The sequence below is a fragment of the Brevibacterium permense genome (assembly GCF_013280495.1).
In the GTDB taxonomy this organism is placed as follows: Bacteria; Actinomycetota; Actinomycetes; order Actinomycetales; family Brevibacteriaceae; genus Brevibacterium; species Brevibacterium permense.
In genome coordinates, this window is sequence record NZ_JABSSX010000008.1 from 111474 (window position 1) to 136871 (window position 25398).

Annotated in this window: 27 protein-coding genes; 12 read left to right on the top strand and 15 right to left on the bottom strand. The window is 63.6% G+C overall.

Going from position 1 to position 25398, the window contains the following annotated elements; all coding sequences use genetic code 11:
• Positions 1-18: 18 nt before the first annotated feature.
• From infA to rplQ, 6 genes are all read left to right on the top strand, one after another.
• Positions 19-240: a translation initiation factor IF-1 gene (infA, locus tag HK353_RS12205; RefSeq protein WP_009379245.1), complete on the top strand. Its 222-nt coding sequence runs from the start codon at positions 19-21 to the stop codon at positions 238-240.
• A 58-nt stretch (positions 241-298) separates the two neighbouring features.
• Positions 299-412, top strand: a complete 114-nt coding sequence (rpmJ, locus tag HK353_RS12210; RefSeq protein WP_009884960.1) for a 50S ribosomal protein L36 — start codon at positions 299-301, stop codon at positions 410-412.
• Between the two features lie 212 nt (positions 413-624).
• Positions 625-993, top strand: a complete 369-nt coding sequence (gene rpsM, locus HK353_RS12215) for a 30S ribosomal protein S13 (protein ID WP_025777905.1) — start codon at positions 625-627, stop codon at positions 991-993.
• Positions 994-1044: 51 nt separating this feature from the next.
• Positions 1045-1449, top strand: a complete 405-nt coding sequence (rpsK, locus tag HK353_RS12220; protein WP_025777904.1) for a 30S ribosomal protein S11 — start codon at positions 1045-1047, stop codon at positions 1447-1449.
• Positions 1450-1602: 153 nt separating this feature from the next.
• Positions 1603-2601, top strand: coding sequence for a DNA-directed RNA polymerase subunit alpha (locus tag HK353_RS12225; protein ID WP_025777903.1), 999 nt, complete (start codon positions 1603-1605; stop codon positions 2599-2601).
• A 23-nt stretch (positions 2602-2624) separates the two neighbouring features.
• Positions 2625-3176 carry a 50S ribosomal protein L17 gene (gene rplQ / locus HK353_RS12230; protein WP_173156455.1) on the top strand — a complete coding sequence of 184 codons (552 nt, stop codon included), beginning with the start codon at positions 2625-2627 and terminating at the stop codon, positions 3174-3176.
• 469 nt (positions 3177-3645) lie between these two features.
• Here the strand turns inward: rplQ and putP are convergent, their stop codons facing one another.
• The 6 genes from putP to purU all read right to left on the bottom strand — a co-directional run bounded on the left by putP (position 3646) and on the right by purU (position 10689).
• Positions 3646-5166 carry a sodium/proline symporter PutP gene (gene putP / locus HK353_RS12235; RefSeq protein WP_173156456.1) on the bottom strand — a complete coding sequence of 507 codons (1521 nt, stop codon included), beginning with the start codon at positions 5164-5166 and terminating at the stop codon, positions 3646-3648.
• A gap of 120 nt (positions 5167-5286) precedes the next feature.
• Complete coding sequence (locus tag HK353_RS12240) at positions 5287-6441, bottom strand: hypothetical protein (protein ID WP_173156458.1); 1155 nt, start codon at positions 6439-6441, stop codon at positions 5287-5289.
• Positions 6438-7604 (bottom strand): hypothetical protein, encoded by a 1167-nt coding sequence (locus HK353_RS12245; protein ID WP_173156460.1) that lies wholly within the window; start codon positions 7602-7604, stop codon positions 6438-6440. The genes HK353_RS12240 and HK353_RS12245 overlap by 4 nt, the downstream gene beginning before the upstream one ends.
• The gene (locus tag HK353_RS12250; RefSeq protein WP_173156462.1) at positions 7601-8023 is read right to left on the bottom strand and encodes a hypothetical protein; all 423 of its coding nucleotides are present in this window, start codon (positions 8021-8023) and stop codon (positions 7601-7603) included. The genes HK353_RS12245 and HK353_RS12250 overlap by 4 nt, the downstream gene beginning before the upstream one ends.
• Complete coding sequence (locus HK353_RS12255; RefSeq protein WP_173156464.1) at positions 8010-9632, bottom strand: phenylacetate--CoA ligase family protein; 1623 nt, start codon at positions 9630-9632, stop codon at positions 8010-8012. The genes HK353_RS12250 and HK353_RS12255 overlap by 14 nt, the downstream gene beginning before the upstream one ends.
• Positions 9633-9837: 205 nt before the next feature.
• On the bottom strand, positions 9838-10689 hold the full coding sequence (gene purU, locus HK353_RS12260) for a formyltetrahydrofolate deformylase (protein ID WP_173156466.1): 852 nt from the start codon (positions 10687-10689) through the stop codon (positions 9838-9840).
• A 168-nt stretch (positions 10690-10857) separates the two neighbouring features.
• Here purU and glyA point away from each other — a divergent pair, with 168 nt between their 5' ends.
• The gene (glyA, locus tag HK353_RS12265) at positions 10858-12132 is read left to right on the top strand and encodes a serine hydroxymethyltransferase (protein ID WP_217278444.1); all 1275 of its coding nucleotides are present in this window, start codon (positions 10858-10860) and stop codon (positions 12130-12132) included.
• Positions 12132-13013: a bifunctional methylenetetrahydrofolate dehydrogenase/methenyltetrahydrofolate cyclohydrolase gene (locus HK353_RS12270; RefSeq protein WP_173156468.1), complete on the top strand. Its 882-nt coding sequence runs from the start codon at positions 12132-12134 to the stop codon at positions 13011-13013. The genes glyA and HK353_RS12270 overlap by 1 nt, the downstream gene beginning before the upstream one ends.
• Before the next feature lie 92 nt (positions 13014-13105).
• Here HK353_RS12270 and HK353_RS12275 read toward each other — a convergent pair whose 3' ends face one another.
• Complete coding sequence (locus HK353_RS12275) at positions 13106-13594, bottom strand: GNAT family N-acetyltransferase (protein WP_173156470.1); 489 nt, start codon at positions 13592-13594, stop codon at positions 13106-13108.
• An 86-nt stretch (positions 13595-13680) separates the two neighbouring features.
• Here HK353_RS12275 and HK353_RS12280 point away from each other — a divergent pair, with 86 nt between their 5' ends.
• Entirely contained in the window at positions 13681-14496 is an 816-nt protein-coding gene (locus HK353_RS12280; RefSeq protein WP_173156472.1) for an exodeoxyribonuclease III, read from the top strand.
• Between the two features lie 110 nt (positions 14497-14606).
• Here HK353_RS12280 and HK353_RS12285 read toward each other — a convergent pair whose 3' ends face one another.
• A complete protein-coding gene (locus HK353_RS12285) occupies positions 14607-14843 on the bottom strand; it encodes a CstA-like transporter-associated (seleno)protein (RefSeq protein WP_172173575.1) in 237 nt (78 codons plus the stop codon).
• A complete protein-coding gene (locus HK353_RS12290; protein ID WP_173156474.1) occupies positions 14840-17062 on the bottom strand; it encodes a carbon starvation CstA family protein in 2223 nt (740 codons plus the stop codon). The genes HK353_RS12285 and HK353_RS12290 overlap by 4 nt, the downstream gene beginning before the upstream one ends.
• 243 nt (positions 17063-17305) lie before the next feature.
• Here HK353_RS12290 and trpS point away from each other — a divergent pair, with 243 nt between their 5' ends.
• Positions 17306-18304, top strand: a complete 999-nt coding sequence (gene trpS, locus HK353_RS12295) for a tryptophan--tRNA ligase (RefSeq protein ID WP_173156476.1) — start codon at positions 17306-17308, stop codon at positions 18302-18304.
• 2 nt (positions 18305-18306) lie between these two features.
• The gene (locus HK353_RS12300) at positions 18307-19356 is read left to right on the top strand and encodes an App1 family protein phosphatidate phosphatase (protein WP_139468533.1); all 1050 of its coding nucleotides are present in this window, start codon (positions 18307-18309) and stop codon (positions 19354-19356) included.
• Between the two features lie 109 nt (positions 19357-19465).
• On the opposite strand, the gene HK353_RS12305 is transcribed toward HK353_RS12300, so the two are convergent.
• The 5 genes from HK353_RS12305 to HK353_RS12325 form a co-directional block, all read right to left on the bottom strand.
• Positions 19466-20437, bottom strand: a complete 972-nt coding sequence (locus HK353_RS12305) for an NAD(P)H-dependent flavin oxidoreductase (protein WP_342589912.1) — start codon at positions 20435-20437, stop codon at positions 19466-19468.
• Between the two features lie 169 nt (positions 20438-20606).
• Positions 20607-21383 (bottom strand): enoyl-CoA hydratase, encoded by a 777-nt coding sequence (locus HK353_RS12310; protein ID WP_173156480.1) that lies wholly within the window; start codon positions 21381-21383, stop codon positions 20607-20609.
• Positions 21380-22435, bottom strand: coding sequence for an enoyl-CoA hydratase/isomerase family protein (locus HK353_RS12315; protein WP_173156482.1), 1056 nt, complete (start codon positions 22433-22435; stop codon positions 21380-21382). The genes HK353_RS12310 and HK353_RS12315 overlap by 4 nt, the downstream gene beginning before the upstream one ends.
• Position 22436: 1 nt before the next feature.
• Positions 22437-23603, bottom strand: coding sequence for an acyl-CoA dehydrogenase family protein (locus HK353_RS12320; protein WP_173156484.1), 1167 nt, complete (start codon positions 23601-23603; stop codon positions 22437-22439).
• A gap of 134 nt (positions 23604-23737) precedes the next feature.
• The gene (locus tag HK353_RS12325; RefSeq protein ID WP_173156486.1) at positions 23738-24253 is read right to left on the bottom strand and encodes a MarR family winged helix-turn-helix transcriptional regulator; all 516 of its coding nucleotides are present in this window, start codon (positions 24251-24253) and stop codon (positions 23738-23740) included.
• A gap of 52 nt (positions 24254-24305) precedes the next feature.
• On the opposite strand from HK353_RS12325, the gene HK353_RS12330 reads away from it, so the two are divergent.
• Positions 24306-24980, top strand: a complete 675-nt coding sequence (locus HK353_RS12330) for an SOS response-associated peptidase (protein WP_245395973.1) — start codon at positions 24306-24308, stop codon at positions 24978-24980.
• A 206-nt stretch (positions 24981-25186) separates the two neighbouring features.
• On the opposite strand, the gene HK353_RS16845 is transcribed toward HK353_RS12330, so the two are convergent.
• On the bottom strand, positions 25187-25398 hold a 212-nt coding region (locus HK353_RS16845), incomplete at its 5' end, for a hypothetical protein (protein ID WP_217278445.1).

A 25398-nucleotide genomic window follows, 5' to 3' on the forward strand; every position in this document is an offset into this window, starting at 1 on the left:
ACGAGGTTAGCGAACGATATGGCCAAAAAAGAAGGGGTCATTGAGATCGAAGGCACCGTTGTCGAGGCTCTGCCGAACGCATCGTTTCGGGTTGAGCTGAGCAACGGGCACAAGGTGCTCGCACATATCTCCGGAAAGATGCGTCAGCACTATATCCGCATCCTTCCCGAGGACCGGGTCATTGTGGAGCTGTCTCCATACGATCTCTCGCGCGGACGAATCGTTTACCGCTACAAGTAAGGATCTTCGATCATTCGCGTCCTGTCCGGCCGGGCAGGGACCGAAAGAAGGAAAAACGATGAAGGTTAAGCCCAGCGTCAAGAAGATCTGCGAGAACTGCCAGATTACCCGCCGTCACGGCCGGGTCATCGTCATCTGCTCCAACCCGCGCCACAAGCAGCGCCAGGGCTGAGCAGCTCGTTTCGAGCAGATCGAGGCTCCACCGCGGAGCCTCAGCAGCACCACACCCGCGCAAACCTCGCCATCTGCGTTCGGACCCATGAGAAGTGAGAGCTTCCGGGGAATGGACACAGGACGATACCTCCGGTCGGGGGCCGGAGACCTTGGGAGACCAAGGACAGGTTTGCATCAGCACCTCCGAAACAACAACAGGAGACAGTACCCATGGCACGACTTGCCGGAGTCGACATCCCGCGTGAAAAGCGCGTGGAAGTCGCCTTGACTTACATCTATGGTGTGGGCCGCACCCGTGCGCGCCAGACCCTGACCGAAACGGGAATCAGCCCTGATACCCGTGTGAAGGACTTGAGCGACGCAGAGCTCGTCCAGCTGCGTGACTACATCGAGGGCACATTCCAGGTTGAGGGTGACCTCCGTCGTGAGGTGGCCGCCGATATCCGCCGCAAGGTCGAAATCGGAAGCTATGAAGGCCTGCGTCACCGCCGCGGTCTGCCGGTTCGCGGTCAGCGGACCAAGACGAATGCGCGTACCCGCAAGGGACCGAAGCGCACCGTGGCCGGTAAGAAGAAGTAACACGCTCACTCGGTTGGCTGAGGCCAACCACCTCGATCAGGAGTAGGACATATGCCTCCCAAGTCACGCGCCGCTACAGTGCGCAAGCCTCGCCGCAAGCTGAAGAAGAATATCGTTGCCGGCCAGGCTCACATCAAATCAACCTTCAACAACACCATCGTGTCGATCACCGATCCGACCGGTGCTGTCATCTCCTGGGCCTCCTCAGGTGAGATCGGCTTCAAGGGCTCGCGCAAGTCGACCCCGTACGCCGCTCAGATGGCTGCTGAATCGGCTGCTCGCCGGGCGCAGGAACACGGCCTGAAGAAGGTCGACGTGTTCGTCAAGGGACCGGGCTCGGGCCGCGAGACCGCCATCCGTTCGCTGCAGGCCGCCGGCCTGGAACTGGGAACCATCCAGGATGTCACCCCCGTTCCGTTCAACGGCTGCCGTCCCCCCAAGCGCCGCCGCGGCTGATCCTTCCGTGGAACTGCAACGGATGACGGGTGCGAGCCCGACATCGGTCGCAGAACGGATTCCCAGATAACCCGAACCGTTCTTCATGGCTTTTGAGGCCATGACGTGCAGTGCGAACGTCATATAGCGGATGTTCGCTGAAAGGAAGCCCACGTGCTCATTGCACAGCGCCCAACGCTCACGGAAGAAGTCGTCTCCGATAACCGCTCACGGTTCGCCATCGAACCGCTCGAGCCCGGATTCGGCTACACCCTCGGCAACTCGCTTCGCCGGACCCTGCTGTCCTCGATCCCCGGTGCCGCCGTCACATCCATCCGGATCGACGGAGTGCTCCACGAGTTCAGCACCGTGCCGGGAGTCAAAGAGGATGTCACCGAGTTCATCCTCAACCTGAAGTCCCTGGTCGTATCGTCCGAATTCGACGAACCGGTCGTCGCCTACCTGCGCAAGCAGGGACCTGGCACCGTGACCGCTGCCGATGTCTCTGCTCCAGCCGGGGTCGAGATCCACAATCCGGACCTGCACATCGCCACACTGAACGGTGAGGGTCGTCTGGACATGGAACTGACCATCGAACGCGGACGCGGATACGTTTCGAGCGCTCAGAACAAGAACGCGGATGCAGAGATCGGCCGGATCCCGGTCGATTCCATCTACTCCCCGGTTCTCAAGGTCACCTACAAGGTCGAAGCCACGCGTGTCGAACAGCGCACCGACTTCGACCGTCTGGTCCTCGACGTCGAAACCAAGCCCTCGATGACCCCGCGCGATGCCATCGCATCTGCGGGCAAGACCCTGGTCGAACTCTTCGGCCTGGCTCGAGAGCTCAACGTCGAAGCAGAAGGCATCGAGATCGGACCCTCGCCTGTGGACGCGGCACTCGCCGCCGACCTGGCGCTGGCGATCGAAGATCTCGACCTGACCGTGCGCTCCTACAACTGCCTCAAGCGCGAAGGCATCCACACCGTCGGCGAACTCGTTGCTCGCAGCGAAGCCGACCTGATGGATATCCGCAACTTTGGTTCGAAGTCGATCGACGAGGTCAAGGCGAAGCTCAACGAGCTCGGCCTGAGCCTCAAGGACAGTCCTGCCGGGTTCGAAGCCGGTCTCGTTGATGAGGACCAGTCCTACGTCGAAGACGAACAGTACTGATTAAGACCTAGGAGTAACTGACAATGCCAACCCCAACCAAGGGTCCCCGCCTCGGCGGTTCGCCCACACACGAGCGCATGATGCTCAACAACCTGGCAGCCCAGCTGTTCGAGCACAAGCAGATCAAGACGACCGTGACGAAGGCCAAGCGCCTGCGCCCGGTTGCCGAGCGCATGATCACGAACGCCAAGAAGGGTGACCTGGCCGCACGTCGTCGCGTGCTCGGCCAGATCTCCGACAAGTCGATCGTGCACGAGCTCTTCACCTCGATCGCCGAAACGATGGCCGAGCGTCCCGGTGGATACACCCGTATCACCAAGATCGGCCCCCGTCCCGGCGACAACGCCCCGATGGCCGTCATCGAACTGGTTCTCGAGCCCTACTCGCCGAAGCAGGCAACCGTGAAGGAAGCCGAACAGGCTACCGCCGCCGCTGCCGCTCCGGCAGAAGAGGCACCGGCTGAGGCTGAGGTCGTCGAAGAGGCTCCGGCCGAAGACGCCGCAGTCGAGACAGAGGCAGTCGAGGCTGACGCCGAGACCGCTGAAGAGTCCTCCGAGGCTGCCGAGGAGAAGTAAGCTCCTCGACCGACTGACGGCTCGGATCTTCGCAGCCGTGAGTCACACACTTCAGGCGGGCACCGACACCGGTGCCCGCCTGAAGTGTATTCACTGCCTTTGCGAGGGTAATGGGGCGATGTTCGAAGGAATGGGGCCGCCTCGGCGGGGTCGGTTTCCACGCACCTGTCCGGCCACCTCGGCGTGATCAATTGCTTTTCGTTCCAATCATCGGTTTCGATCCAGATGATTGGAACGAAAGGTGATTATTCCGGTGCGCAACCTGAGGCTCTCAACGTAATGTCATCGCATGAGTGACCGGCGCCCCTTCTGATCGGCGGGCACCTGCGGACGCATCCAGATCCGTTCAGCGCACCGAAAGCGGGTAAGCCATGGGTCATACTGACGGCTCGATATGACGAAGGCCGGGGCACGATCGTGCCCCGGCCTTCGTTCAGTTCGCGTCGACTCTCACCTCACGAGTCAGTTCTCACTTCACGCGGGAGAGTTCCACGGATTCGTCGAACTCGATGTCAGCGGCCTCGTCGTGCTTGTAAGTGAATCGACTGACGACGATGGCAACGATGAGGTTGACGATGAAGCCGGGAATGATTTCGTAGATCGCATCCGTCATCGGGGTGCTCACCTGGCCCCAGACGAAGGCCACGACCGCGCCGGAGAGCAGACCGAACAGGGCGCCCCAGTTGCTCAGACGCTTCCAGAACAGAGTGAGCAGGACGATCGGCCCGAAGGAGGCGCCGAAACCTGCCCACGCGAAGGCGACGAGGTCGAGGATGCTGTTCGACGGTGAGATCGCCAGGACCACTGCGATGACGGCGACGACGAGTACGCCGAGGCGGCCGAGCAGCACGTAGGTCTTGTCCTGCAGCGTCCGCGTGGATCCGGTGCGCAGGGCCACGATCTTGAACAGATCTTCGATGAGCGCTGACGACGTGACGACGAGCTGCGAGGAGATCGTCGACATGATCGCCGCGAGCACCGCTGCCAATACGAGGCCGGCGATGAACGGGTGGAAGAGGATCTGCGCGAGGTCGAGGAAGACGGTCTCGGCGTCGGCGGGTTCCATATCCGCGTGCTGAGAGAAGTAGGAGATGCCGACGATGGCGGTGGCGACGGCGCCTAGCGCCGAGATCGCCATCCAGCCGACGCCGATGCGGCGGGCGACGGTGGCATCCGCGGGGGTGCGCAGGGCCATGAAGCGCACGATGATGTGCGGCTGGCCGAAGTAGCCCAGGCCCCACGCCAGGGCGGAGACGATGGACGCGATCGTCGCGAAGGTCCAGAAGTCGTCTGAACCGAAGAGGCTGAGCAGACCGGGATCGATTTCGGAGACGTTGCTGATCACCGTCGTCGGCCCGCCGGCGTTGATGACGGCAACGATCGGCACGGCAATCAGGGCAGCGAACATCAGCAGGCCCTGGGCGACATCCGTGAGTGTCGCGCCGAGGAATCCGCCGAAGAGGGTGTAGATCATCGTGATCGCGGCGACGAGCAGCATTCCGCCGAGGTAGTTGAGTCCGAAGCTCGACTCGAAGAACTTGCCGGCCGCCACCATGCCCGAGGAGACGTAGAAGGTGAAGAAGACCAGAATGATGATGCCGCAGACGATGCGCAGCAGTCGTGTCCGATCCTTCAGCCGCTGTTCGAAGAAGCTGGGAATCGTGATCGAGTCGCCGGCCTTCTCCGTGAACGCACGCAGTCGAGGCGCGACGATCTTCCAGTTGACCCAGGCGCCGATGGTCAGGCCGATGGCGATCCAGGCTTCGATGAGACCGGAGACGTAGATGGCTCCGGGCAGACCCATGAGCAGCCACCCCGACATATCCGAGGCACCGGCGCTCAGAGCGGCAACGCTGGGGCGCAGCCCACGTCCCGCGAGCATATAGTCGTCGAGACTGTTCTTCGTCTTGCGATAGGCGAACCAGCCGATGGCCAGCATGCCGATGAAGTAGAGGACGATCGCGATCGTGCGGAAAGTGGTTTCCGACATTTGAGCTCAGCTCCTTCGTTAGGCCGAGCCGACCTTACAGCACAAGACGTCGCAGGTGTGAATTCCCTGTGCGCCCCGCCTCCTGCGCGGATACGCCGGGAGGTACCGCCGACGGCAGGTCTAGGCAGATGACACTCTGGGTGCTCGGGGGACCGGTGTCGTGGAGGCACCCACCGAGAAAGCCGCGATCGGACGACTGCTGATGAGGGCCGCGAGCTCACTTCGCACGGTCGGGCTGTCCTTGAGTTCGGAATGGACGTCGACGCGCAGGCCGTGCCGGTCGAGCGTCAGCCAGATCCGCAGGAGGATCCGTCCGATCTCCACTTCGTCTGCGGTCGACAGCTCCGGTCGATCGGGGACGGTCAGGATCAGATGGTGGGGATGTCGTCGTTCGCGATGTGTCGCAGCGGGTTTCGTCGCGGCAGTCGAGCGGAGGCGTGCTCGCAGTGAACGCGGAAACTCCGCGATCCGTGTCCCACGATCTGACTTCGCGAACGACCTCATTGCGGAGTCGGCCACTGCCGCTGGTGCGAGTCCGGCCGATGCCAGACCGGCGATCCAGGAATGCAGACAGGGGCGATCGAGGAATGCCGCGGCTCGAGCACTCGCGGCGGGGATGCGCAGACACGCAGCGGTGAGTCCATCCCGGTGGTAGCGCGGGTCGTCGGGATCGAAGCGCAGCCAGCTCAGTGTCTCGGCGAACACGGATCGGTCGCCGAAAGAATGCAGCGAGGCGCGACGCAGCCATCCGCGCCAGGCGCGGTCCGGGATCTCCACCAGGTCGACCGCTGTGCCGGCCATGGCACTTCGGCAGGTTTCGGCCGCCTCGGCGAAACGGGTTTCTGCCCGGTCCAAGGGCCCGCGGTCGACCTGACGGTGGTGGAGGTCGGCCTCACCGAACCTGGGCCACGCAACGCCTTCCGACGGCATCGTGTCCGTATCGGTTGGGTTCGCCGTGGATTCCGCGGTGGCGAGGCGCACTCGGATGTTGACGGTGGGGCCGCGCCCTCGGACGGTGACCGATTCGGTGCGCACCCCCGCCTCGGCGGCGGCGATCGCCAGCGACTCAACCCAGCAGCCCATGCTCAGGTGGAGATCCTCACTGCGCGGGTCCCCGTGCGGCAGCAGACGGGCAGGGTCCACGTCGACGCGCACCTCGGCGGCCTCCGGCGTGCAGTCCGTGATTTCGGGCACCCACGGTTGAGTGTTGTGGGCGGATGGGGCGGAAGCGGCGACGGTGAAGAGAGATTCGACGAGGGCGGTGGTCAGTGTCAAGGGCGCTCCTCGGGCGGGGATGAAAGCAGAGTTCGGTCGACGAACACGAGCCGGTGCAGCTGCCTGCCGCCGGAGCGGGCGAAGACCGCCGCCGAGGCGGGATTGTCCTCGGCGATGAACGTGACCCGCAGTCGTCGATATCCCTTGGCGACCAGTGCGGAGTTGAGTTCGCGGATCGCGAGGCTGAGCAGGCCCGAACTCTGGTGGCAGGGGTCGGTGCCCTGGATGATGAGCACCGCGTCCTTGATCGTCTGCCGGTGCCGGAGCAGGTCGAGGACGGTTCGCACACCGAGGCGGCCGCCCTGGCGGCGCAGGATCGGCACCGGGTCGGGGATGACGAGAGCGAAGCAGCGAGGCGGGGCGTCGGCGGGATCGTTCGCCCCGGTGATATCGACGATGAGATCCGGATCCATCAGGGCGGGCAGGCCCTGCATCTGTGAGCGCAGCTGCTCGGGGGCGATGTCGGTGTAATAGGGCAGAGCGGAGAACGCCGCATTGAGAGTCGGCAGCAGCCGGTCGGCGAAACCGCGCAGACCCAGACGAGAGACACGGCGGCGGCGCAGCCCGAGGCGATGCCATTCGGCAGGGGCGACCGCGGTCGCTCTGGCCGCAGGAATGGATCCGACGGGCACCTCCCACGTATGTGCGGGCCCCCAGGCATCGAACCCGGCCGCGGCAAACCTTGACCAGTAGAAATCGGGATTCCATACCGTGTCGAAGAAGCCGGGATGGTCGACACCGTCGGTGAGCAGTCCGCCGGTGACGTTCGGCAGGGGAGAGACCGGGCCGAAGATCCGTGATGCTCCCACCTGTCCGGCTCGCTCGAGCAGAAACGCAATCACTGCGCCCAGCGCCTCCTCGTCGGCGGCTTCAACGGCTCCGAAGAACAGAGGCGGCACGGAATCGTCGGCGGAGCCCAGTTCGGCCGCCAAGGCGGCCGACCGGTGGCACATGACTCGGGCCACCGCCTTCCCCGGCTCGATGTCGATGAGCCACAGCTCGACTGGTTCGTCGAACCACCCTCGCCCTGCGAACCAGTCGCGGATATCGGCGGCGAAGAGAGGCACATAATGGTCCTGCTCACTCCGCGTCCGCGCCAGTCGTGGGGCCAGCTCGATGAACTCGGCGAGATCGGCCCGGGAGGTCACCCGTCGCGGTCTCATTCGGTGCTGAGTTTCGTGAATTCGTCGATCATGCCCAGGTGGCCGTCCTCGGCTCGGAACTCGCCGTTGGTGTATCCCCACTCGTCAGCGGTGAGGATTCGGATGAAGCCGCCTCGGGCGGGGGAACCCTTGCCGCTGCCGACCAGCCACTTCATGATCTCCCGATGTTCGGGGGTGCGAGCATAGGCCAGAAGGTCGTCATGGGTGGCGAACGCGACCATCAGCCCGATCCTGTCGGGGAACTCGTAATAGCTGCGGTGCCACAGATATCCGGCCGAGGCTTTCAGCCCCTTGGCCACCCGCGGCCACCTGCGCAGCTGGCCCACCATCGCCAGCGGATTGCGGTAGCGGTTCGCGCCGAGGAAGAACGCCTCGGCGCGGGCCTGCGGGGGAGCCTGGGAGAAATCATTCGATCGCATCGTCGCCCTCCTGTGTTCTCTGAACGTAGACGTTCTTGATCTTCGTGTTCGCCGCTTCGAACGGACCGATGGCATGATCGTGGATCTCGACGTGGATCTCCGCGGTGGTCGGATCCTCCTCCACGCTCTGCGCGAAGTCCCTCGACACCGACGCCAGGTGGTCGAGCACGCCGGCCTGGATCGTCTCTGCCAGATCCTGCCGCTCCTCAGGGTCCAGGGACGGGGCCTCTTCCCGCAGCTGGATGTGCAGAGCCGGGCGCTGCTCATGACCGGCGATCTCACGCAGCTCGATGCGGAAGGACTCGATGAGGTGGGCCCGGGGATTGTCGCGGTAGAGCCCGTTCTCGATATCGAGGGGATAGATGTTGGCTCCCATATACGAGATCGTCGAATCCGCGCGCCCGAACAGCAGCACGAACGGCAGCTTCATCCCATTGCCGGCGAACGCCGCAGAACATGCTCGCGCCAGTTCCGGATGGCGCCGGGTGAGTTCGACCATGCTCGGGAAATCGATGAGCGTGGCCTCGTCGCCGATGTTGTAGCGCAGCCGCGGACTCATCACCGCTGCCGAGTTGATCGTGGCGACCAGCTCCCCGTCGTCGGTGGTTTCCAAATAGGTCTCCAAGGGGTTGTACTGGAAGACCATCGGCACCCGTGACTCGTCGGGGCCGAGCACATCGGCGCGGAAGTCGAGATCATGAGCCAGCGCCCGACGGATGACGACCGAGAGATCGGACTCGCCTGCCATCCCGATCGTCAGGTCGCTGGCGCCGTACCCGGAGTACACCCGGTCGAAGCGCCCCCCGAGGTAGTCGCGCAGACCTTCCGTCATCGCCTCTCCGCCGACGAACCCGTTGAGCCGGAAGTCGGCCCATCTCTCGGGTTCGGAGTCCATCCGGTCGATGAGATGTTTGAGGAATGGGGGATAGGCGCTGATGAGGTAGGTGTGGTTCGGTCCGAAGTGCTGCATCGTGTCGAGGATCTTCTCGAGATCCGGGCCGGTGTTCTTCACCATCGCCACCTTGGCCATGGCCAGTCCCGTATTCGTCCCCGTCGCCCAGGCCCCCATCGAAAAAGCGTTGATGCAGAACAGGTCTTTGTGGTCGAAGAGCATCGTGACGTAGCCGGCGACGTTCTTATGGACCGTGTCGAGCTCCTTCTTCGACCGCATCCAGTTGAACGGGGTGCCCGAGGAACCCGAGGACTCATCGACGACGGTGCCGATGCGGTCGATCCTCCCGCCCCAGCAGCGATGCTCTTCGCTGTAGCGGCGAACGAACTCGTCCTTCGACGTCGGTGTGTAGGCCTCGAGGTCCCACCACCGGAATTCGAATCCGGAACGCGCCAGGTAGTCCTGGTATGCGGGCACATCGAGGGAGGCCTGCTGACAGATCATCCACGCATTGAGTTTCGCGAAGGGTTCGAGCCGCGGGTTGTAATGGCGGGCAGTGAACCGCCAGATCGCGGGGTGGGCACGGTAGGCGCCGTAGGCGGCGGTGCGTCCGACGTTCGCCAGGCGCAGCACAGCCTGTCGGGCCAGATTCACCGGACCGCGGGGGATGGGCAGACGACGGAGTTCGGCTTCCGGTGTGAGGTGGGTCTCTCTCATGCTCCGAGGCTAACCCAGCAACAGGGGCGGGGATACGGAAAATCCGAAGATGTGTCAGAACCGCATCAGACAGAGTCCCGAATGCCGACTCTCACCGAGGCGACCCACCGAACGACGGATCACCTCGGCGTCGTGGATCGGAACGGTCGATCCATTCGCCGAGGCGAGCCCGGACGGGGGCGCGCCGCCTCGGCGAGGGGCAGGCTCAGTCGAAGACGACGGTGCGGTGGCCGTCCATGAGCACCCGGCCCTCGGCATGCCAGGCAACGGCCCGGGCGAGCACGGACGCTTCTACGTCCTGACCGTGCCGGACGAAGTCGGCGATGGCCTGGTTGTGATCGACGCGGGCCACAGCCTGTTCGATGATCGGCCCCTCGTCGAGGTCGCTGGTGACGTAGTGCGCGGTCGCGCCGATGATCTTCACGCCGCGGGCATGCGCCTGATGGTAGGGCTTCGCGCCCTTGAAGCTCGGCAGGAACGAATGGTGGATGTTGATGACCCGGCCCTCGAGGCGGGCGCAGAGGTCGGGGGAGAGGATCTGCATGTATCGGGCCAAGACGATGAGTTCGACATCGAGGTCATCGACGAGAGCCGAGAGCCTCGCCTCGGCATCGGCCTTCGTCTCCCGGGTGATCGGAATATGGTGGAAATCGTGGCCGTGGAATTCGGCGAGCGGGCGCAGGTCGACATGGTTGCCGGCGACGCCGACGATGTCGATGGGCAGCTGACCGGCGGAATGCCGGAACAGGAGGGTGTTGAGGCAGTGTGCGGCCTTGGACACCATGATCAGGGTGCGAGTCCTCTTCTCCACCGGCTGCAGGCTCACGGTCATCGCGAACCGGGGAGCCACCTCGGCGAGGGCCTCTTCCACGGTCTGGGCCGAGGTCTCTGCAGGCGTCGAGAACTGCAGGCGCAGGAAGAACTGACGGGAATCGGGGGATGAGAACTGCTGGGATTCGGTGATGTTGCCGCCCAAGCCGGCGAGCACCCCGGTCACGGCATGGACGATGCCGGTCGAATCGGGGCAGGTGACTCTCAGGATCCATTCGCAGTTCATGGACTCGATCCTAATCGGTGGCTGCGCTCAACGCCCACTCCGAGTCGGCATCCGGATGGCGGTCGCGGCCCCGGAAGCAGGCGGCGTCGCTGTTAGCATGGTGCCGGGTGACGGCCGCGGTTTGCGCGCTGCCTCGCTCCCATCATCGGATGCCACAGGAGAGTACTCATGACCGAAAACTCGATGCAGGCTTCGCTTGCCGACATCGACCCGCAGATTGCCGAAGTCCTCGACCTCGAGCTGGGCCGCCAGCGGTCGACGCTCGAGATGATCGCCTCGGAGAATTTCGTCCCGCGCGCCGTGCTGGAAGCACAGGGGTCGGTGCTGACGAACAAGTACGCCGAGGGGTATCCCGGCAAACGCTATTACGGCGGCTGCGAATACGTCGACGTCGCGGAGAGCCTCGCCATCGACCGCGCCAAGAGCCTCTTCGGCGCCGACTACGCGAACGTCCAGCCCCATTCCGGTGCCTCGGCCAACGCCGCTGTCATGCACGCTCTGGCCCGTCAGGGTGACAAGATGCTCGGGCTGTCCCTGGCCCACGGCGGTCACCTCACCCACGGTATGAAGATCAACTTCTCCGGGCGCCTCTACGATGTCGCCTCCTACGAGGTCGACCCCGATACCTACCGCATCGATATGGACAAGGTGCGCGAGAAGGCTCTCGAACACCGCCCCGAGGTCATCGTCGCCGGGTGGTCGGCCTACCCCCGTCAGCTGGACTTCCAGGCCTTCCGCGATATCGCCGACGAAGTCGGTGCGAAGCTGTGGGTCGATATGGCCCACTTCGCTGGACTCGTCGCCGCCGGTCTGCACCCGAACCCGGTGCCGTTCGCCGATGTCGTGTCCTCGACGGTGCACAAGACCATCGGCGGGCCCCGTTCCGGTTTCATCCTCGGCAAGGAGGAGTACGCGAAGAAGCTCAACTCCGCCGTGTTCCCAGGACAGCAGGGCGGACCGCTCATGCATGTCATCGCAGCGAAAGCCGTGGCCTTCAAACTCGCGGCCGCCGCCGAGTTCAAGGAACGTCAGGAACGCACCGTGCGCGGTGCGCAGATCCTGGCCGAGCGCCTGCTGGCCTCCGACGTCGCCGACGCGGGAGCCACAGTTCTCACCGGCGGCACCGATGTCCACCTCGTGCTCGTCGACCTGCGCAACTCCGCCCTCGACGGACAGCAGGCCGAGGATCTTCTGCACTCGGTCGGCATCACCGTCAACCGCAATGCCGTGCCCTTCGACCCGCGTCCGCCGATGGTCACCTCGGGGCTGCGCATCGGCACCCCGGCACTGGCCACCCGCGGATTCGGCGACAAGGAATTCACCGAGGTCGCCGACGTCATCGCCGAGGCGCTCAAGCCTGGCGCCGATGTCGAGGCACTCGCTGCACGCGTGAAGAAACTCAGCGACGACTTCCCCCTCTACGAAGGACTGGAGCAGTACTGATGAGTGCACAGGTCCTCGACGGCAGAGCCTGCGCGAAGCAGATCAAGGCCGAACTCACCGAGGCGGTGGCGACCCTGGCAGAGTCAGGAATCGTCCCGGGCCTCGGCACAGTGCTGGTGGGGGAGGACCCAGGTTCGAAATGGTACGTCGCGGGCAAGCACCGTGACTGCGCCGAGGTCGGGATCAGCTCGATCCGCCGTGACCTGCCCGAATCGGTGAGCCAGGAAGAGCTGCTGGCGGTCATCGACGAGCTCAACAACGATGACGCCTGCACCGGCTACATCGTGCAGCTTCCGCTGCCGGACCACATCGACACGGACACGATCCTCGAAGCCATCGATCCGGCCAAAGACGCCGACGGCCTGCATCCGACGAATCTCGGCCGGCTCGTGCTCAACGTGAACTCGGAGATTACGACTCCGCTGCCGTGCACTCCGCGCGGTGTCATCGAGCTGATGACCCGCAATGGCATCGATCTGGCTGGCAAGCATGTCGTGGTCATCGGTCGCGGGGTCACCGTGGGCCGGTCCATCGGTGCGCTGCTGACTCGGCGTGAGCACAATGCGACCGTGACCCTGACCCACACCGGCACACGCAACCTCGACGAGCTGCTGGCTCAGGCCGATGTCATCGTCGCGGCCGCCGGTGCGGCTCGCATCGTGAACGCGGAGGCCGTCAAGCCCGGAGCGATCGTCCTCGACGTGGGAGTCTCGCGTGAGACGGACCCGGAGACGGGGAAGTCGAAGATCGTCGGAGACGTGGATCCGGCGGTCGCCGAGGTGGCGTCCTGGGTCTCACCGAACCCGGGAGGCGTCGGACCGATGACTCGGGCCCTGCTGCTCAAGAACGTCGTCGACACCGCCCAGCGCACAGCCGACTAACCCCTATTACTACCTGACGGCGGCCTAGCAACCTCGCGCGAGGTTGCTAGGCCGCCGTCAGGTAGTTCTGGGAGGTGGGCGGTGCCGGGTGCTCAGTCCTCTGGGAACTTGAGTTCGAAGAAGACGCGCGGGTTGCCCGGGCCGGCATAGTCCTCGATGAGCTCTCCGCTGAAGCCCATGGAAGAGTGGAACGAGATCGCACCCGAGGACTCCGGCATCGTCGTCGCCTGCACCGAGGAGGCACCGAGCTGACGAGAATGGTCGATGAAGTGCTGGTAGAGATGACGGCCGATTCCCTGGTGACGGAAATCCGACCGCGCTGCCACCAGGTGGATGTAGGCAGGACCATCATGGGGAATGACGCCGAGCAGGTATCCGACGATCTCCGAACGGTAGCGGGCGACGAGTCCAGAGGTGACGAACTGACGGAACCAGTAGGCATCATGGTCACCGCTGAGATCGCGGTCTCCCCAGAAGTTGGCCTGAGCGTCAAGCAGGAATTCGCGCATCTCGCGGGCGTCGACCTCATCGAGCGGACTGATGCTCAGCTGCTCGGTGTCGAAAGTTTCGTCAACGGCCATTGCGCCTCCTGATGTGTTCGTACTTACCGTCACTCTATAACGCCCCGTCCCGGAAGAATAGTGCGCTCCATGTCATCATAGAGCACATGATTCGGATTGCTTCAGTCAACGTCAACGGAGTCCGCGCAGCATGGCGAAAGGGGATGCCCACCTGGGTCGATGCAGCGAAACCGGACTTCATCACCCTCCAAGAAGTGCGAGCCGCAAACGATGTCGCGCACGGTGTCCTCGCCGACACCGGATACACCACGATCAGCCATGATGCCGAGGCGAAGGGCCGCGCCGGCGTCGCCGTGATGGCCCGCACCGAACCCGAGGCAGTGCGCGAAGGACTCGGCGACGACGGCTACTTCGACCGGGCCGGACGCTGGGTGGAGACAGACTTCCGCCTCGGCGACGGAACGTTTCTGACCCTTGTGTCCGCGTACGTCCATTCCGGCGAGGCCGACACCCCCAAACAGGACGACAAGTACCGGTTCCTCGACCGCATGATCGAACGGATGCCGCAGCTGGCGAAGACTGCCGACCATGTCCTCGTCACCGGCGACCTCAACGTCTGCCACACCGAACGCGACCTGAAGAATTGGAAGGCCAACCGGAAGAAGTCCGGATTCCTCCCGGAGGAACGAGCCTACTTCGACAAGTTCTTCGGGGAGATCGGCTATGTCGACGTCCATCGCGAACTCAGCGGCGACATCGACGGACCTTATACCTGGTGGTCGATGCGCGGTCAGGCCTTCGACAATGACACAGGATGGCGCATCGACTATCAGATGGCCACTCCGGCCCTGGCCGAAACCGCAGTCAAGGCCACCGTGGACAAAGCCGACAGCTGGGCCGAGCGCTGGTCGGACCACGCTCCGCTGGTCATCGACTACGACCTCCCGTCCGTCCAGGCCTGACCGCAGTTCGAACGACAGACGAAGAGCCCGGGGCTCAGGACGAGATGTCCTGAGCCCCGGGCTCTTCGTCTGTCCACTCTGCGTTCTGAGACGCAGGCAGCTTCAGAATCTCAACAGCAGCGGGCCTTGGGGTTGCGGTCCTGCTCATCGGTGAGATCTCTCCAGAAGGCCTTCTCCTCCATCGCACCCTCACGGGTGCCGTGACGGCGCTCGTACGATTCGAGGTAGTGGATATAGGCGTTCTCGCCCATGATCTCCTTGAGGTACCAGTGGAGCCAGGCCCCGCCTCGGCGCAAGGATCCCCACGGATCGCTGGCGATGCGGCTGAGCGGATGTGCGGTGCTCATTCCTTCTGCCTTCCTGCTGCATGCTCGTCCCACTGCGCCTGCAGCTCACGCTCGGGCTTGCGAGCAATGAGACCGGCCGGTGCGAACATCTTAGTCTCGACGAAGGGTTCCTCCGTCGTCGGCAGGGACCCCTTCTTGATGGCCTCGATGGACTTCCAGACTGCCATGACGACGACCATCGCGACAAGAAGAGCGAAGACGATCGACAGGGTGCCCTGGACGAAGGTGTTGCGCACGACTGCGCTCATCGCCGCGACCCCCTCGGTATTGCCCATCGAGGTCTCTCCGGCCGCCAGCGCGTCCTTGTAGGCGAAGTGCTGAGCCCAGTAGCCGAGCTTCGGGTCGGAGGAGAAGATCTTCTGCCACGAGGCGACCATCGTGACCACCAGATCCCAGACCAGCGGGATGCCGGGGATCCACGCCCACCTGGCCAGACCCATCTTGCACACGATGGCGCAGACGACGGCCAGGGCAATCGCGGCCAACAGCTGGTTCGAGATGCCGAAGAGCGGGAACAGGGTATTGATTCCGCCGAGGGGGTCGGTGACTCCCATAAGCAGGATCGATCCCCAGGCGGCGACCATGATCGCCGTCGTCAGCCACGCACCCGGAGTCCACGAGGGGTCTCGGAACTTCTTCGAGAAGTTGCCGAATACATCCGAGAGCATGAACCGGGCCACGCGGGTGCCCGCATCGATCGTGGTGAGGATGAACAGGGCCTCGAACATCACGGCGAAGTGGTACCAGAAAGACATCCAGGCCGGTCCGCCGAAGACATTGTGGAGGATGTGCGCCATTCCCATCGCCAGCGTCGGGGCGCCGCCGGTGCGAGAGACGATGCTCTCCTCGCCGACGTCCTCGGCCGCCTGATCGAGGATCTCCGGACTCGTCTCCACCCCGGACATGCCCAAGGAGTTGTTGATGAAGTCCGCTGCGCCCTGCACTGTTCCGCCGGTGAGCGGTTCGGCGGCATTCATCGCGAAGTAGAGGCCCTTGTCGAGGCAGATCGCGGCGACCAGCGCCATGATCGCGACGAAGGACTCCATGAGCATGCCGCCGTAGCCGATGAGGCGAGCCTGTGTCTCCTTCTCGATGAGCTTCGGAGTCGTGCCTGAGGAGATGAGAGCGTGGAAGCCCGACAACGCTCCACAGGCAATGGTGATGAACAGGAACGGGAACAGGGCACCGGCGAACGCCGGACCTGCCGAATTGAACGCGAACTCGGTCAGCGCAGGCATCTGCACGTTCGGGTTGACGATGAGGATGCCCACGGCCAGCAGCACGATGGTGCCGATCTTCATGAATGTCGACAGGTAGTCGCGCGGTGCCAGCAGCACCCACACCGGAAGCACGGCGGCGAGGAATCCGTAGATCATCAGGCACCAGGCCAGAGTCACCTTGTCGAGGTGGAAGATCTCGGACCAGAACGGCGAGTTGTGGACCCAGCCGCCGGCGATGATCGCGATCACGAGCAGCACGATGCCGATGACCGAGGTCTCGACGACCTTGCCGGGGCGCAGGTAGCGCATGTAGATGCCCATGAACACGGCGATCGGGATGGTCATCGCGATGGAGAAGACACCCCAGGGGCTTTCGGCCAGGGCGTTGATGATGACGACGCCGAGGACCGCGATGAGGATGACCATGATGAGGATGATGCCGATGGAGGCGATGATTCCGCCCGTTCGACCGAGTTCGTCTCGGGTCATCTGTCCCAGCGAGCGACCGTTGCGACGCATGGAGAAGAACAGCACCATATAGTCCTGGACACCGCCGGCGAGCACGACGCCGAAGACGATCCACAGGGTTCCGGGCAGGTAGCCCATCTGGGCCGCGAGGATCGGTCCCACGAGGGGGCCGGCACCGGAGATCGCCGCGAAGTGGTGGCCGAACAGGACGCGGCGGTCGGTCGGCGCGAAATCCCGGCCGTTGTCGTTGAGTTCCGCCGGGGTGGCTCGCTTGGGGTTCGGGCGGCAGATCTTCCATTCGATGAGCTTCGCGTAGAAGCGGAAGCCGATGAGGTAGCTGCCGACGGCTGCGGCGACGAACCAGCTGGCCGACAGCTCTTCACCGCGCACGAACGCGATCATCGACCAACCAGCGCCGGCGATGAGGGCGATGGCCACCCACAGCACGATCTTCGCCGGAGTCCAGCGTGGCTTCTCGACCACGGCGACCGGCGGAAGGTCGCCCTCGGTCTTGATGTATTCGACCGACATAGTCCTCCTCCTTGAGAGACGACGCATCAGATCAGTAGGAGATGACGCGTCGGGATTGTTGAGTTCTCAGCATGATCAGACCTTCGCTGGCCGTTGCTCGACAGATGTTCGAGAACTGGGAGACACCTCGGCGAATCATGTGATCTGGTACGAACTATACCGCTGGTCCGCGGCCGAGCGTGATCCCCGGCACCAGACCGGACGCCTGAACAGAACCGACAGGGGAGATGGCATCATAGGACTATGACGAACTCTTCACAGCCGCGCACTGTCTCAGGTATCCAAGCCACCTCCGATTCCCTTCATCTCGGCAACTACATCGGAGCCCTGCAGCAGTTCGTGACTCACCAGGAGTCGCACGATGCCTTCTACTTCATCGCGAATATGCACGCGATCACCGTCGAGCAGGACCCGGCCGAACTGCGGGAACGCACCCTGCGCACGGCCGCGCAGTTCATCGCCGCCGGTCTCGATCCGGAGAAATCGACGATCTTCGTCCAGTCCCAGGTGCCCGCACATCCGCAGCTGTCCTGGGTCCTCGAATGCACCACCTCGATGGGTGAGGCCAGCCGGATGACCCAGTTCAAGGACAAGTCCGCGAAGCAGGAACACGTGTCCCTGGGACTGCTCACCTATCCGGCGCTGATGGCCGCCGACATCCTCCTGTACAACCCGCAGCTCGTTCCCGTCGGTGAGGACCAGCGTCAGCACCTCGAACTGACCCGCAACCTCGCCGAACGCTTCAACTATCGGTTCGGCAAGACCTTCACCGTCCCCGAGGCGCAGATCCTCAAGGCGACCGCGAAGATCTATGACCTGCAGAACCCTGGCGCGAAGATGTCGAAGTCCCAGCCCAGCCCGCAGGGACGCATCGACATCCTCGACGATGCGAAGGCCCTGACGAAGAAGATCAAGTCCGCCGTGACCGACGATGGAACCGAGATCGCCTTCGACCCGGAGAACAAGCCGGGAGTGTCGAACCTGCTGACGATCTATTCCTCCCTGACCTCACGTCCGGTCGACGACATCGTCGCCGAGTACGAAGGGAAGATGTACGGTCACCTCAAGGTCGACCTCGCCGAGGTGGCTGTGGAGTCCCTGACACCGGTGCGGGAGCGGACGCTGGAGCTCCTCGAGGACCGGGCCCAGCTGCAGGCGATCCTCGATCGCGGGGCGGAGAAGGCCAGCGCCATCGCCGAGGCGACGCTGCGCGAGGTCTATGACAAGATCGGCTTCATCTGATCGTGGCGAAGAAGAAACCCGAAGAGGGGCCGCTCAACCTCACACCGGATATGCTCCACACCGCTGCGCGGGTGGAGGACCGGTTCAACGGCTGGATCCAGAATCGGGCCACCGACCATGCCTACCATCGCACCGTCATCGCTTATGACACCTACGGCGGGACCGGTTGGGTGCGGGTGCTCGGCCGCTTGGTGCTCACCCCGAACGGTCAGCCGGCCGCCGATGTCCATGCGAGCATCCGCGGGTGGAAGTCCTTCGTGAGTGTGCCTCTGCCCAATGACACCGCGTGGGTGCGTGTGAACGACGAAGAGCATATGGTCACCTCCGATCGCGGAGGCATCATCGACACCGTGATCCCCGGAGACTTCGAACCGGGAGAGACGGAGATCGAACTGTGGACCGACGGCTCGCTCGTCGACTCTGCAGCCGTGCGCATCATCGGTGAGGACTCGACCTTCGGAATCATCTCCGATATCGACGACACGGTCATGGTCACATCGCTGCCGCGTCCCTTCCTCGCCGCGTGGAACACCTTCGTCCTCAGTGAGCATGCGCGGTCCCCGGTGGCGGGAATGGCCGTGCTCTATGACCGGATCACGTTCATGCGTCCGGACACTCCGATGGTCTACCTGTCGACGGGGGCATGGAACTCTGCACTGACGCTCAAGCGCTTCCTGTCCCGCAACCTCTATCCGATGGGTCCGCTGTTACTCACCGACTGGGGGCCGACGACGACTCGGGTGTTCCGGTCGGGCAAGGAGCACAAACGCAATTCGCTGGAACGTCTGGCCAGGGAGTTCCCGTGGATGAAGTGGCTGCTCATCGGTGACGACGGGCAGAACGACGAGGAGATCTACGGGGAGTTCGTCGAGAATCATCCGAAGAACGTCGCCGCCGTGGCAATCCGACAGCTCACCGTCGGTGAGGCCGTGTGGGCCGGTGGACGGTCGAAGCGCCACGGTCGCGGCCAAGGCGTGCCGTGGATCTACGCTCCTGACGGTGCTGGTCTGGCCTCTCGTCTGACGGAACGAGGAATCATCTCGACGATCTGATCCGAACCTCACCGCTACCTGACGGCGGCCCAGCAACCTCGCGCGAGGTTGCTGGGCCGCCGTCAGGTAGCAATTGGGGTTGGGGTGGTCTTTGAGGCGCTCGGTCGGATCAGCCCAGCTGCGCCTGCAGCTGCTGCTTCGCCTCGTCGAACTGAGCAGCGAAGGTCTCGACGAGCCCGGCGGTCGTCCGCTGCTTGCCGAGCGCGCCGATGCCCTGTCCCGAGCCCCAGATGTCCTTCCAGGCCTTCGAATCCGAACCCGAAGACGAGCTGAAGTCCATCTTCGTGGGATCAGCGTCGGGCAGGTTGTCCGGGTCGAGGCCCGAGGCGACGATGGATCCGCGCAGGTAGTTGCCCTTCACACCGGTGAAGTAGTTCGAGTACACGACGTCGTCGGCGCCGGATTCGACGATCATCGACCGATAGTCGTCGATGACATTCGCCTCGGGCGTGGAGAGGAAGGCCGAGCCGATGTAGGCGAAGTCGGCACCGGCGGCCAGAGCTGCAAGGATCGAACGGCCGTGGGCGATGGCGCCCGACAGCAGCAGGGGGCCATCGAACCAGGAGCGGATCTCCTGGACCAGGGCGAACGGCGACTGCGCCCCGGCGTGCCCGCCGGCACCGGCGGCCACGGCGATGACGCCGTCGGCGCCCTTCTCGACGGCCTTGTTGGCGAAGCGGTTGTTGATGACGTCGTGAAGGACGACGCCGCCGTAGGAGTGGACCGCTTCGTTGACCTCATCACGGGCACCGAGCGAGGTGATGACGATCGGCACCTGGTGGCGGACCACCTCGGCGAGGTCCTCCTCGAGGCGATTGTTCGACCGGTGGACGATGAGGTTGACCGCGAACGGAGCGGCCGGCTGCTGCGGATTCGCCGCAGTGTGGGCGGCGTTCGACTCGGAGATCTCATCAAGCCAGTCGGTCAGCTGCGAGGCCGGACGGGCATTGAGAGAAGGGAAGGACCCAACGATTCCGGCCTGGCACTGAGCCTTGACCAATTCGGGTCCCGAGGCGATGAACATGGGGGAGCCGACGACGGGCAGACGGAGTTGGGAGCGCAGATCGGTGAAGCTTGTCACGGTGCCTCCTTGCGAAGATGAATGCATACACTCACTCTAACCGAACGATTGTTAAATGCGATACGGAACACATTCTCTTTCGTCTCCTGGTCCGCCTTTCGGCTGGCCAGACGACGAAGGCGCAGACTCTCGGAGGAGTCTGCGCCTTTGGCAATCGTAAGGAATTTGATCAGGAATCCGTGAAGTTCGGGTCCCGCTTCTCGACGAAGGCGGCCATGCCCTCGGACTGATCATTCGTGGCCAAGGCCGAATGGAAGAGTCGGCGCTCGTAGCGCAATCCCTGCTCCAGGGTCGTCTCGAATGCGGTGTTCACCGCTTCCTTGACCATCGCCGAGGCGATGCGGGACTTCGACGCGATCGTCTGCGCGATCTCGTTCGCCGTGTCCAGGAGCGCTTCGGGTTCGACGATGCGAGCGACGAGTCCGGAACGTTCGGCCTCCTCGGCGCCCATCATCCGGCCTGTCAGGCACATGTCCATGGCCTTGGCCTTGCCGATGGCGCGGGTCAGTCGCTGCGACCCGCCCATGCCCGGGAGCACACCGAGGTTGATCTCGGGCTGTCCGAACTTCGCCTTCGTCGACGCGATGAGGATGTCGCCCATCATCGCCAGTTCGCAGCCGCCGCCCAGGGCGTAGCCACCGACGGCGGTGATGACCGGCTTGCGGACATCGGTCAGCCGGGTCCAGCCGGCGAACCAGTCGGCCTTGTACGCGGTGGAGAAGTCGAGGCTCGACATCTCCTTGATGTCGGCGCCGGCGGCGAAAGCCTTCTCGCTGCCGGTGATGATGATCGCCTTGACCGAATCATCGGCGTCGAAGGCGGTCGCGGCATCGGTGATGTCGGTGAGCACCTGCAGATTGAGCGCATTGAGCGCTTTCGGTCGGTTGATGGTGATGGTGGCGACGCCGTCGGCGACGTCGGTGAGGATGGTTTCGAATTCGCTCATGAGAACACCTTATCTTCGTGGTCGGTGGTGAGGATGGACTGAACCTGTTCGTCGGTGACCTCGGCCAGCGAGGCGGGACTCCACTGCGGGTTGCGGTCCTTGTCGATGACCTGCGCCCGGATACCCTCTTTGAGGTCGGGCAGGCCGGTGAGAGTGACGGCGACCCGGTAGTCCTGTTCGAGGACGTCGGCCAGGTTCATCGATGCGGCGTTCCGGATCGCAGCCAGGGTCACCTTCACCGAGGTAGGGGCCTTCGTGCCGATGAGCTCGGCGGTGGCCTGGGCATCGGGGTTCTCGTGTGCGGCGAGGGCCGCGACGATGGCTTCGGCGTCGTCGCCGTCGTAGCAGGCGTTGATCCAGTCGGCCGCCTCGGCGAGTTCGCTCTCCGGAACGTCGGTCGAGTATCGACCGATGACCGCGTCGAGGTCCTCACCGGCGGTGAGTTCGGCGATGAGATCGGGGATCTGCGCGTCGGGGACGAAATAGTCGGCGAGGCCCAGTGCGATCGCAGCGCCGGCCCCGACGGGCTGCCCGGTCAGCGCAAGGTGGGTGCCGAGCTCTCCGGGGGCGTTGGCCAGCAGATGGGTGCCGCCGACGTCGGGGAAGAGACCGATTCCGGTCTCCGGCATTCCGACCTTCGTCGAATCGGTGACGATGCGGTGCGATCCGTGTCCCGAGATGCCGACTCCGCCGCCCATCGTGATGCCGTTCATGATGACGACGTAGGGCTTGGGGAACTCAGAGATCGCGAAATTCATCTTGTATTCGCGGTTCCAGAATCTCGCGTTCTCGTCGCTGCCGGCCACGATGTCGTTGTACACGGCCTTGATGTCGCCGCCTGCACACAGACCGCGTTCCCCGCGGCCGGTGACGAGGACGAGCTTGACCGCATCGTCGTCGCGCCAAGCATTGAGGGCGTCATCGATGCGTGCGACCATGTCCTGGCTGAGCGCATTGATCAGCTTCGGTCGGTTGAGTTCGATTCGGCCGACCCCGTTGGTTACCGAGGTGATGACGGAGGCGTCCGCCTGCTCTGCCGAAGGTTCTGTCATATCAGCCCACTCCTGTGCTCTTGCGCGAGATGATCACGCGCATGATTTCGTTGGTGCCTTCCAGAATCTGGTGGACTCGCAGGTCACGCACCAGCTTCTCAATTCCATACTCTGTCAGATAGCCGTAGCCGCCGTGCAACTGGAGTGCCCGGTTCGCGACATCGAAACCGGTGTCGGTGGCCTTGAGCTTGGCCATGGCCGAGAGCAGAGAGGTGTTCGGATCGCCCGCGTCGTAGGCTCCTGCGGCCCGCCACAGCAGGGCGCGAGCACCCTCGAGGTCGGCCTGCATCTGAGCGGCCTCGAAGCGCAGAGCCTGGAACCCGGAGAGCTCGGTGCCGAATGCCTGGCGCTCACCCATATAGGCGATGGCCTTCTCGAGCGCGGCCTGACCGCCGCCGAGCGAGCAGGCGCCGATATTGAGACGTCCGCCGTCGAGCCCGGACATCGCGATCTTGAACCCTTGACCGGGTGCGCCGAGCATGTTCTCCTTCGGAACCCGCACGTTCTCCATGATCACCTGTCGGGTCGGCTGGGCACGCCAGCCCATCTTCTGCTCATTGGGGCCGAAGCTTAGGCCCTCCATGCCCTTCTCGAGGATGAAGGCGGAGATTCCACGTGCTCCGTCCTGACCGGTGCGGGCCATGACGAGGTAGGTATCCGAGGTGCCGGCGCCGGAGATGAACTGCTTGACTCCGTTGAGCACATAGTGGTCGCCGTCCTCGCGGGCGGAGGTCCGCAGAGCGGCCGCATCGGAGCCGGCATTGGGCTCGGTCAGGCAGTAGCTGCCGAGATGCTCCATGGAGACGAGCTTCTCGAGGTACGTGGTCTTCTGCTCGTCGTTGCCGAACTTGTCGATCATCCACGCGACCATGTTGTGGATGGAGATATAGGCGGCGACGGAGGGGCATCCGGTCGACATGGCTTCGAAGATCAGCGCAGCATCCATCCGGCCCATTCCGGTTCCGCCGGACTCCTCGCTGACGTAGATGCCGCCCATTCCGAGTTCGGCGGACTTCCTGATGACGTCGACGGGGAAGAAATGTTCGGCGTCCCATTCGAGGGCGTGTGGGGCGACTTCGGTATCGGCGAACTCACGCACCATCCCGGCGACGGTCTGCTGTTCGTCAGTGAGACCGAAAGGTAGGGCAGCGGCTGTACTGCGGGACATGATTCCTCCAAGAATCGGACGCGTATTTGGTGATCGACACCACGATACGTCCATATTACTTGGACATCCAACTAATTTCTCGCCGAGGCGGCCCCGATGGCCGATGGTCCGTTCGGCGGCTGGCTTCGGTCGACTCAGGCGCCGGCTTCGAGTCCCGAGCGCAGTGTTTCGAGGTGGGGGAGCAGGGAGTCGAGGTCGATCCCGGCGAAATCGGGGGAGGAGAAGACCTCGGCGTTGAGTGCCTTCGTCGCTTGAGCGGCGAGCTCGCGGCCGGCATCAGTGAGGTCGACGAGCGTCGTTCGGCGATCGTCGGGGTGACTGCGTCTGGCGACGAGGCCGGCTTTCTCGAGGCGGTCGACAGAGTTCGTCGTCGAGGTCGCATGCACCTGCAGTCGAGCGGAGATCTTCGACATCGGCAGGGTTCCGGCTCGTGTGAAGGATAGGAGAGTGAGGACTTCATAGCGCGAGAACGTCAGCGCGAAGGGCTTGAGTGCGGCATCGACTCGAGCCAGGAACAGCTGGTGGATCCTCATCACTGAGATCACTGTCGTCATTCCATCGGCTGAGTCGTCCCATCCGTGGGCCAGCCATTGTCGACGGGACTCTTCGATCGGGTCCAACCCCGTACTTGTATTATCTTCTGCCGCCATTGTCGACAGTGTAGTGAAGTGAGAAGATGGGCGCATGTGCGGTCGACTCAATATGTCTCTCGATCCGGCTGATCTCGCTGATGAGCTGCGGTTGGATGTCGTCTCCTATGACTACGCACCGCGCTTCAATGTGCCCCCGGGGTCATTCGTGCCGATCGTAGTCGAACGACTCGACGAGGATGGTCAGCTGCATCGCCGTCTCGAAACCGCTTCCTGGGGACTGGTGCCGGCGTGGGCGAAAGATCCCAAGATCGGCTTCAAGGCATTCAATGCCCGTTCCGAGACAGTGCTCGAGAAGCCGATGTTCCGGCAGGCTATCCGACGTCGTCGCTGTGCTCTGCCGATTCCGGGCTATTACGAATGGGAGAACACGGAAGACGGCAAGCAGCCATGGATGATGACCGCCGCCGGCGAGGATCCCCTCTTCATGGCGGGACTCTTCGAGTTCTGGAAGCAGCCGGATGAGACCTGGTTGGTCTCCACGACGATCCTGACGATGGAGTCCGCGGGGCACCTCAGCGATGTCCACCACCGGATGCCCGTGTTCCTCGGGCGCGATCAGATCGGTGACTGGATCGACCCTGGAGTCCTGACGAATGATGTGCCGGACCTGTTGGCGGCGACACTCGATCGGGTTGATCCCGCCAGCGTCACTCGGCACAAGGTCGGCAAAGCGGTCGGAAACGTCCGCAACGATTCTCCGGAACTCGCCGAACCCGTGGCGTAGGTCTCTCTTGACGCTGCGCGGCGCAGACTTTCGCCCGAGATCTCGGGGTTCTTCCTGGCGGGGAAGTGTGCACGGCCAGAGCGGTTTTGCAGGTGGCCGCGGATGTGTGTATTGTTGTCCAGGTTGCCAGGCCGCAAGGAACGGCAACAGTCGCTCTGATCGGGAACGATACGGGCAAACCGAAGATGAACTTCGAGTTGCGCGGATCAGAACAACCATGTAGAGTAGACATCCGCTGGCACAGCGAGTCGCAAGACGAAAAGTGCAAACAGAAACTGATACCCCCAGTGAACACATGCGTTTTGTGTGGTGTGGTGATGGGTGTGTGTTTGTGGTTTGAGAATCCAATAGCGTGTTTGTTTGAACAAGTTGTGATGCCAGAACATTTTATTTTCTGGTAAGACAATCACCTGGCTAA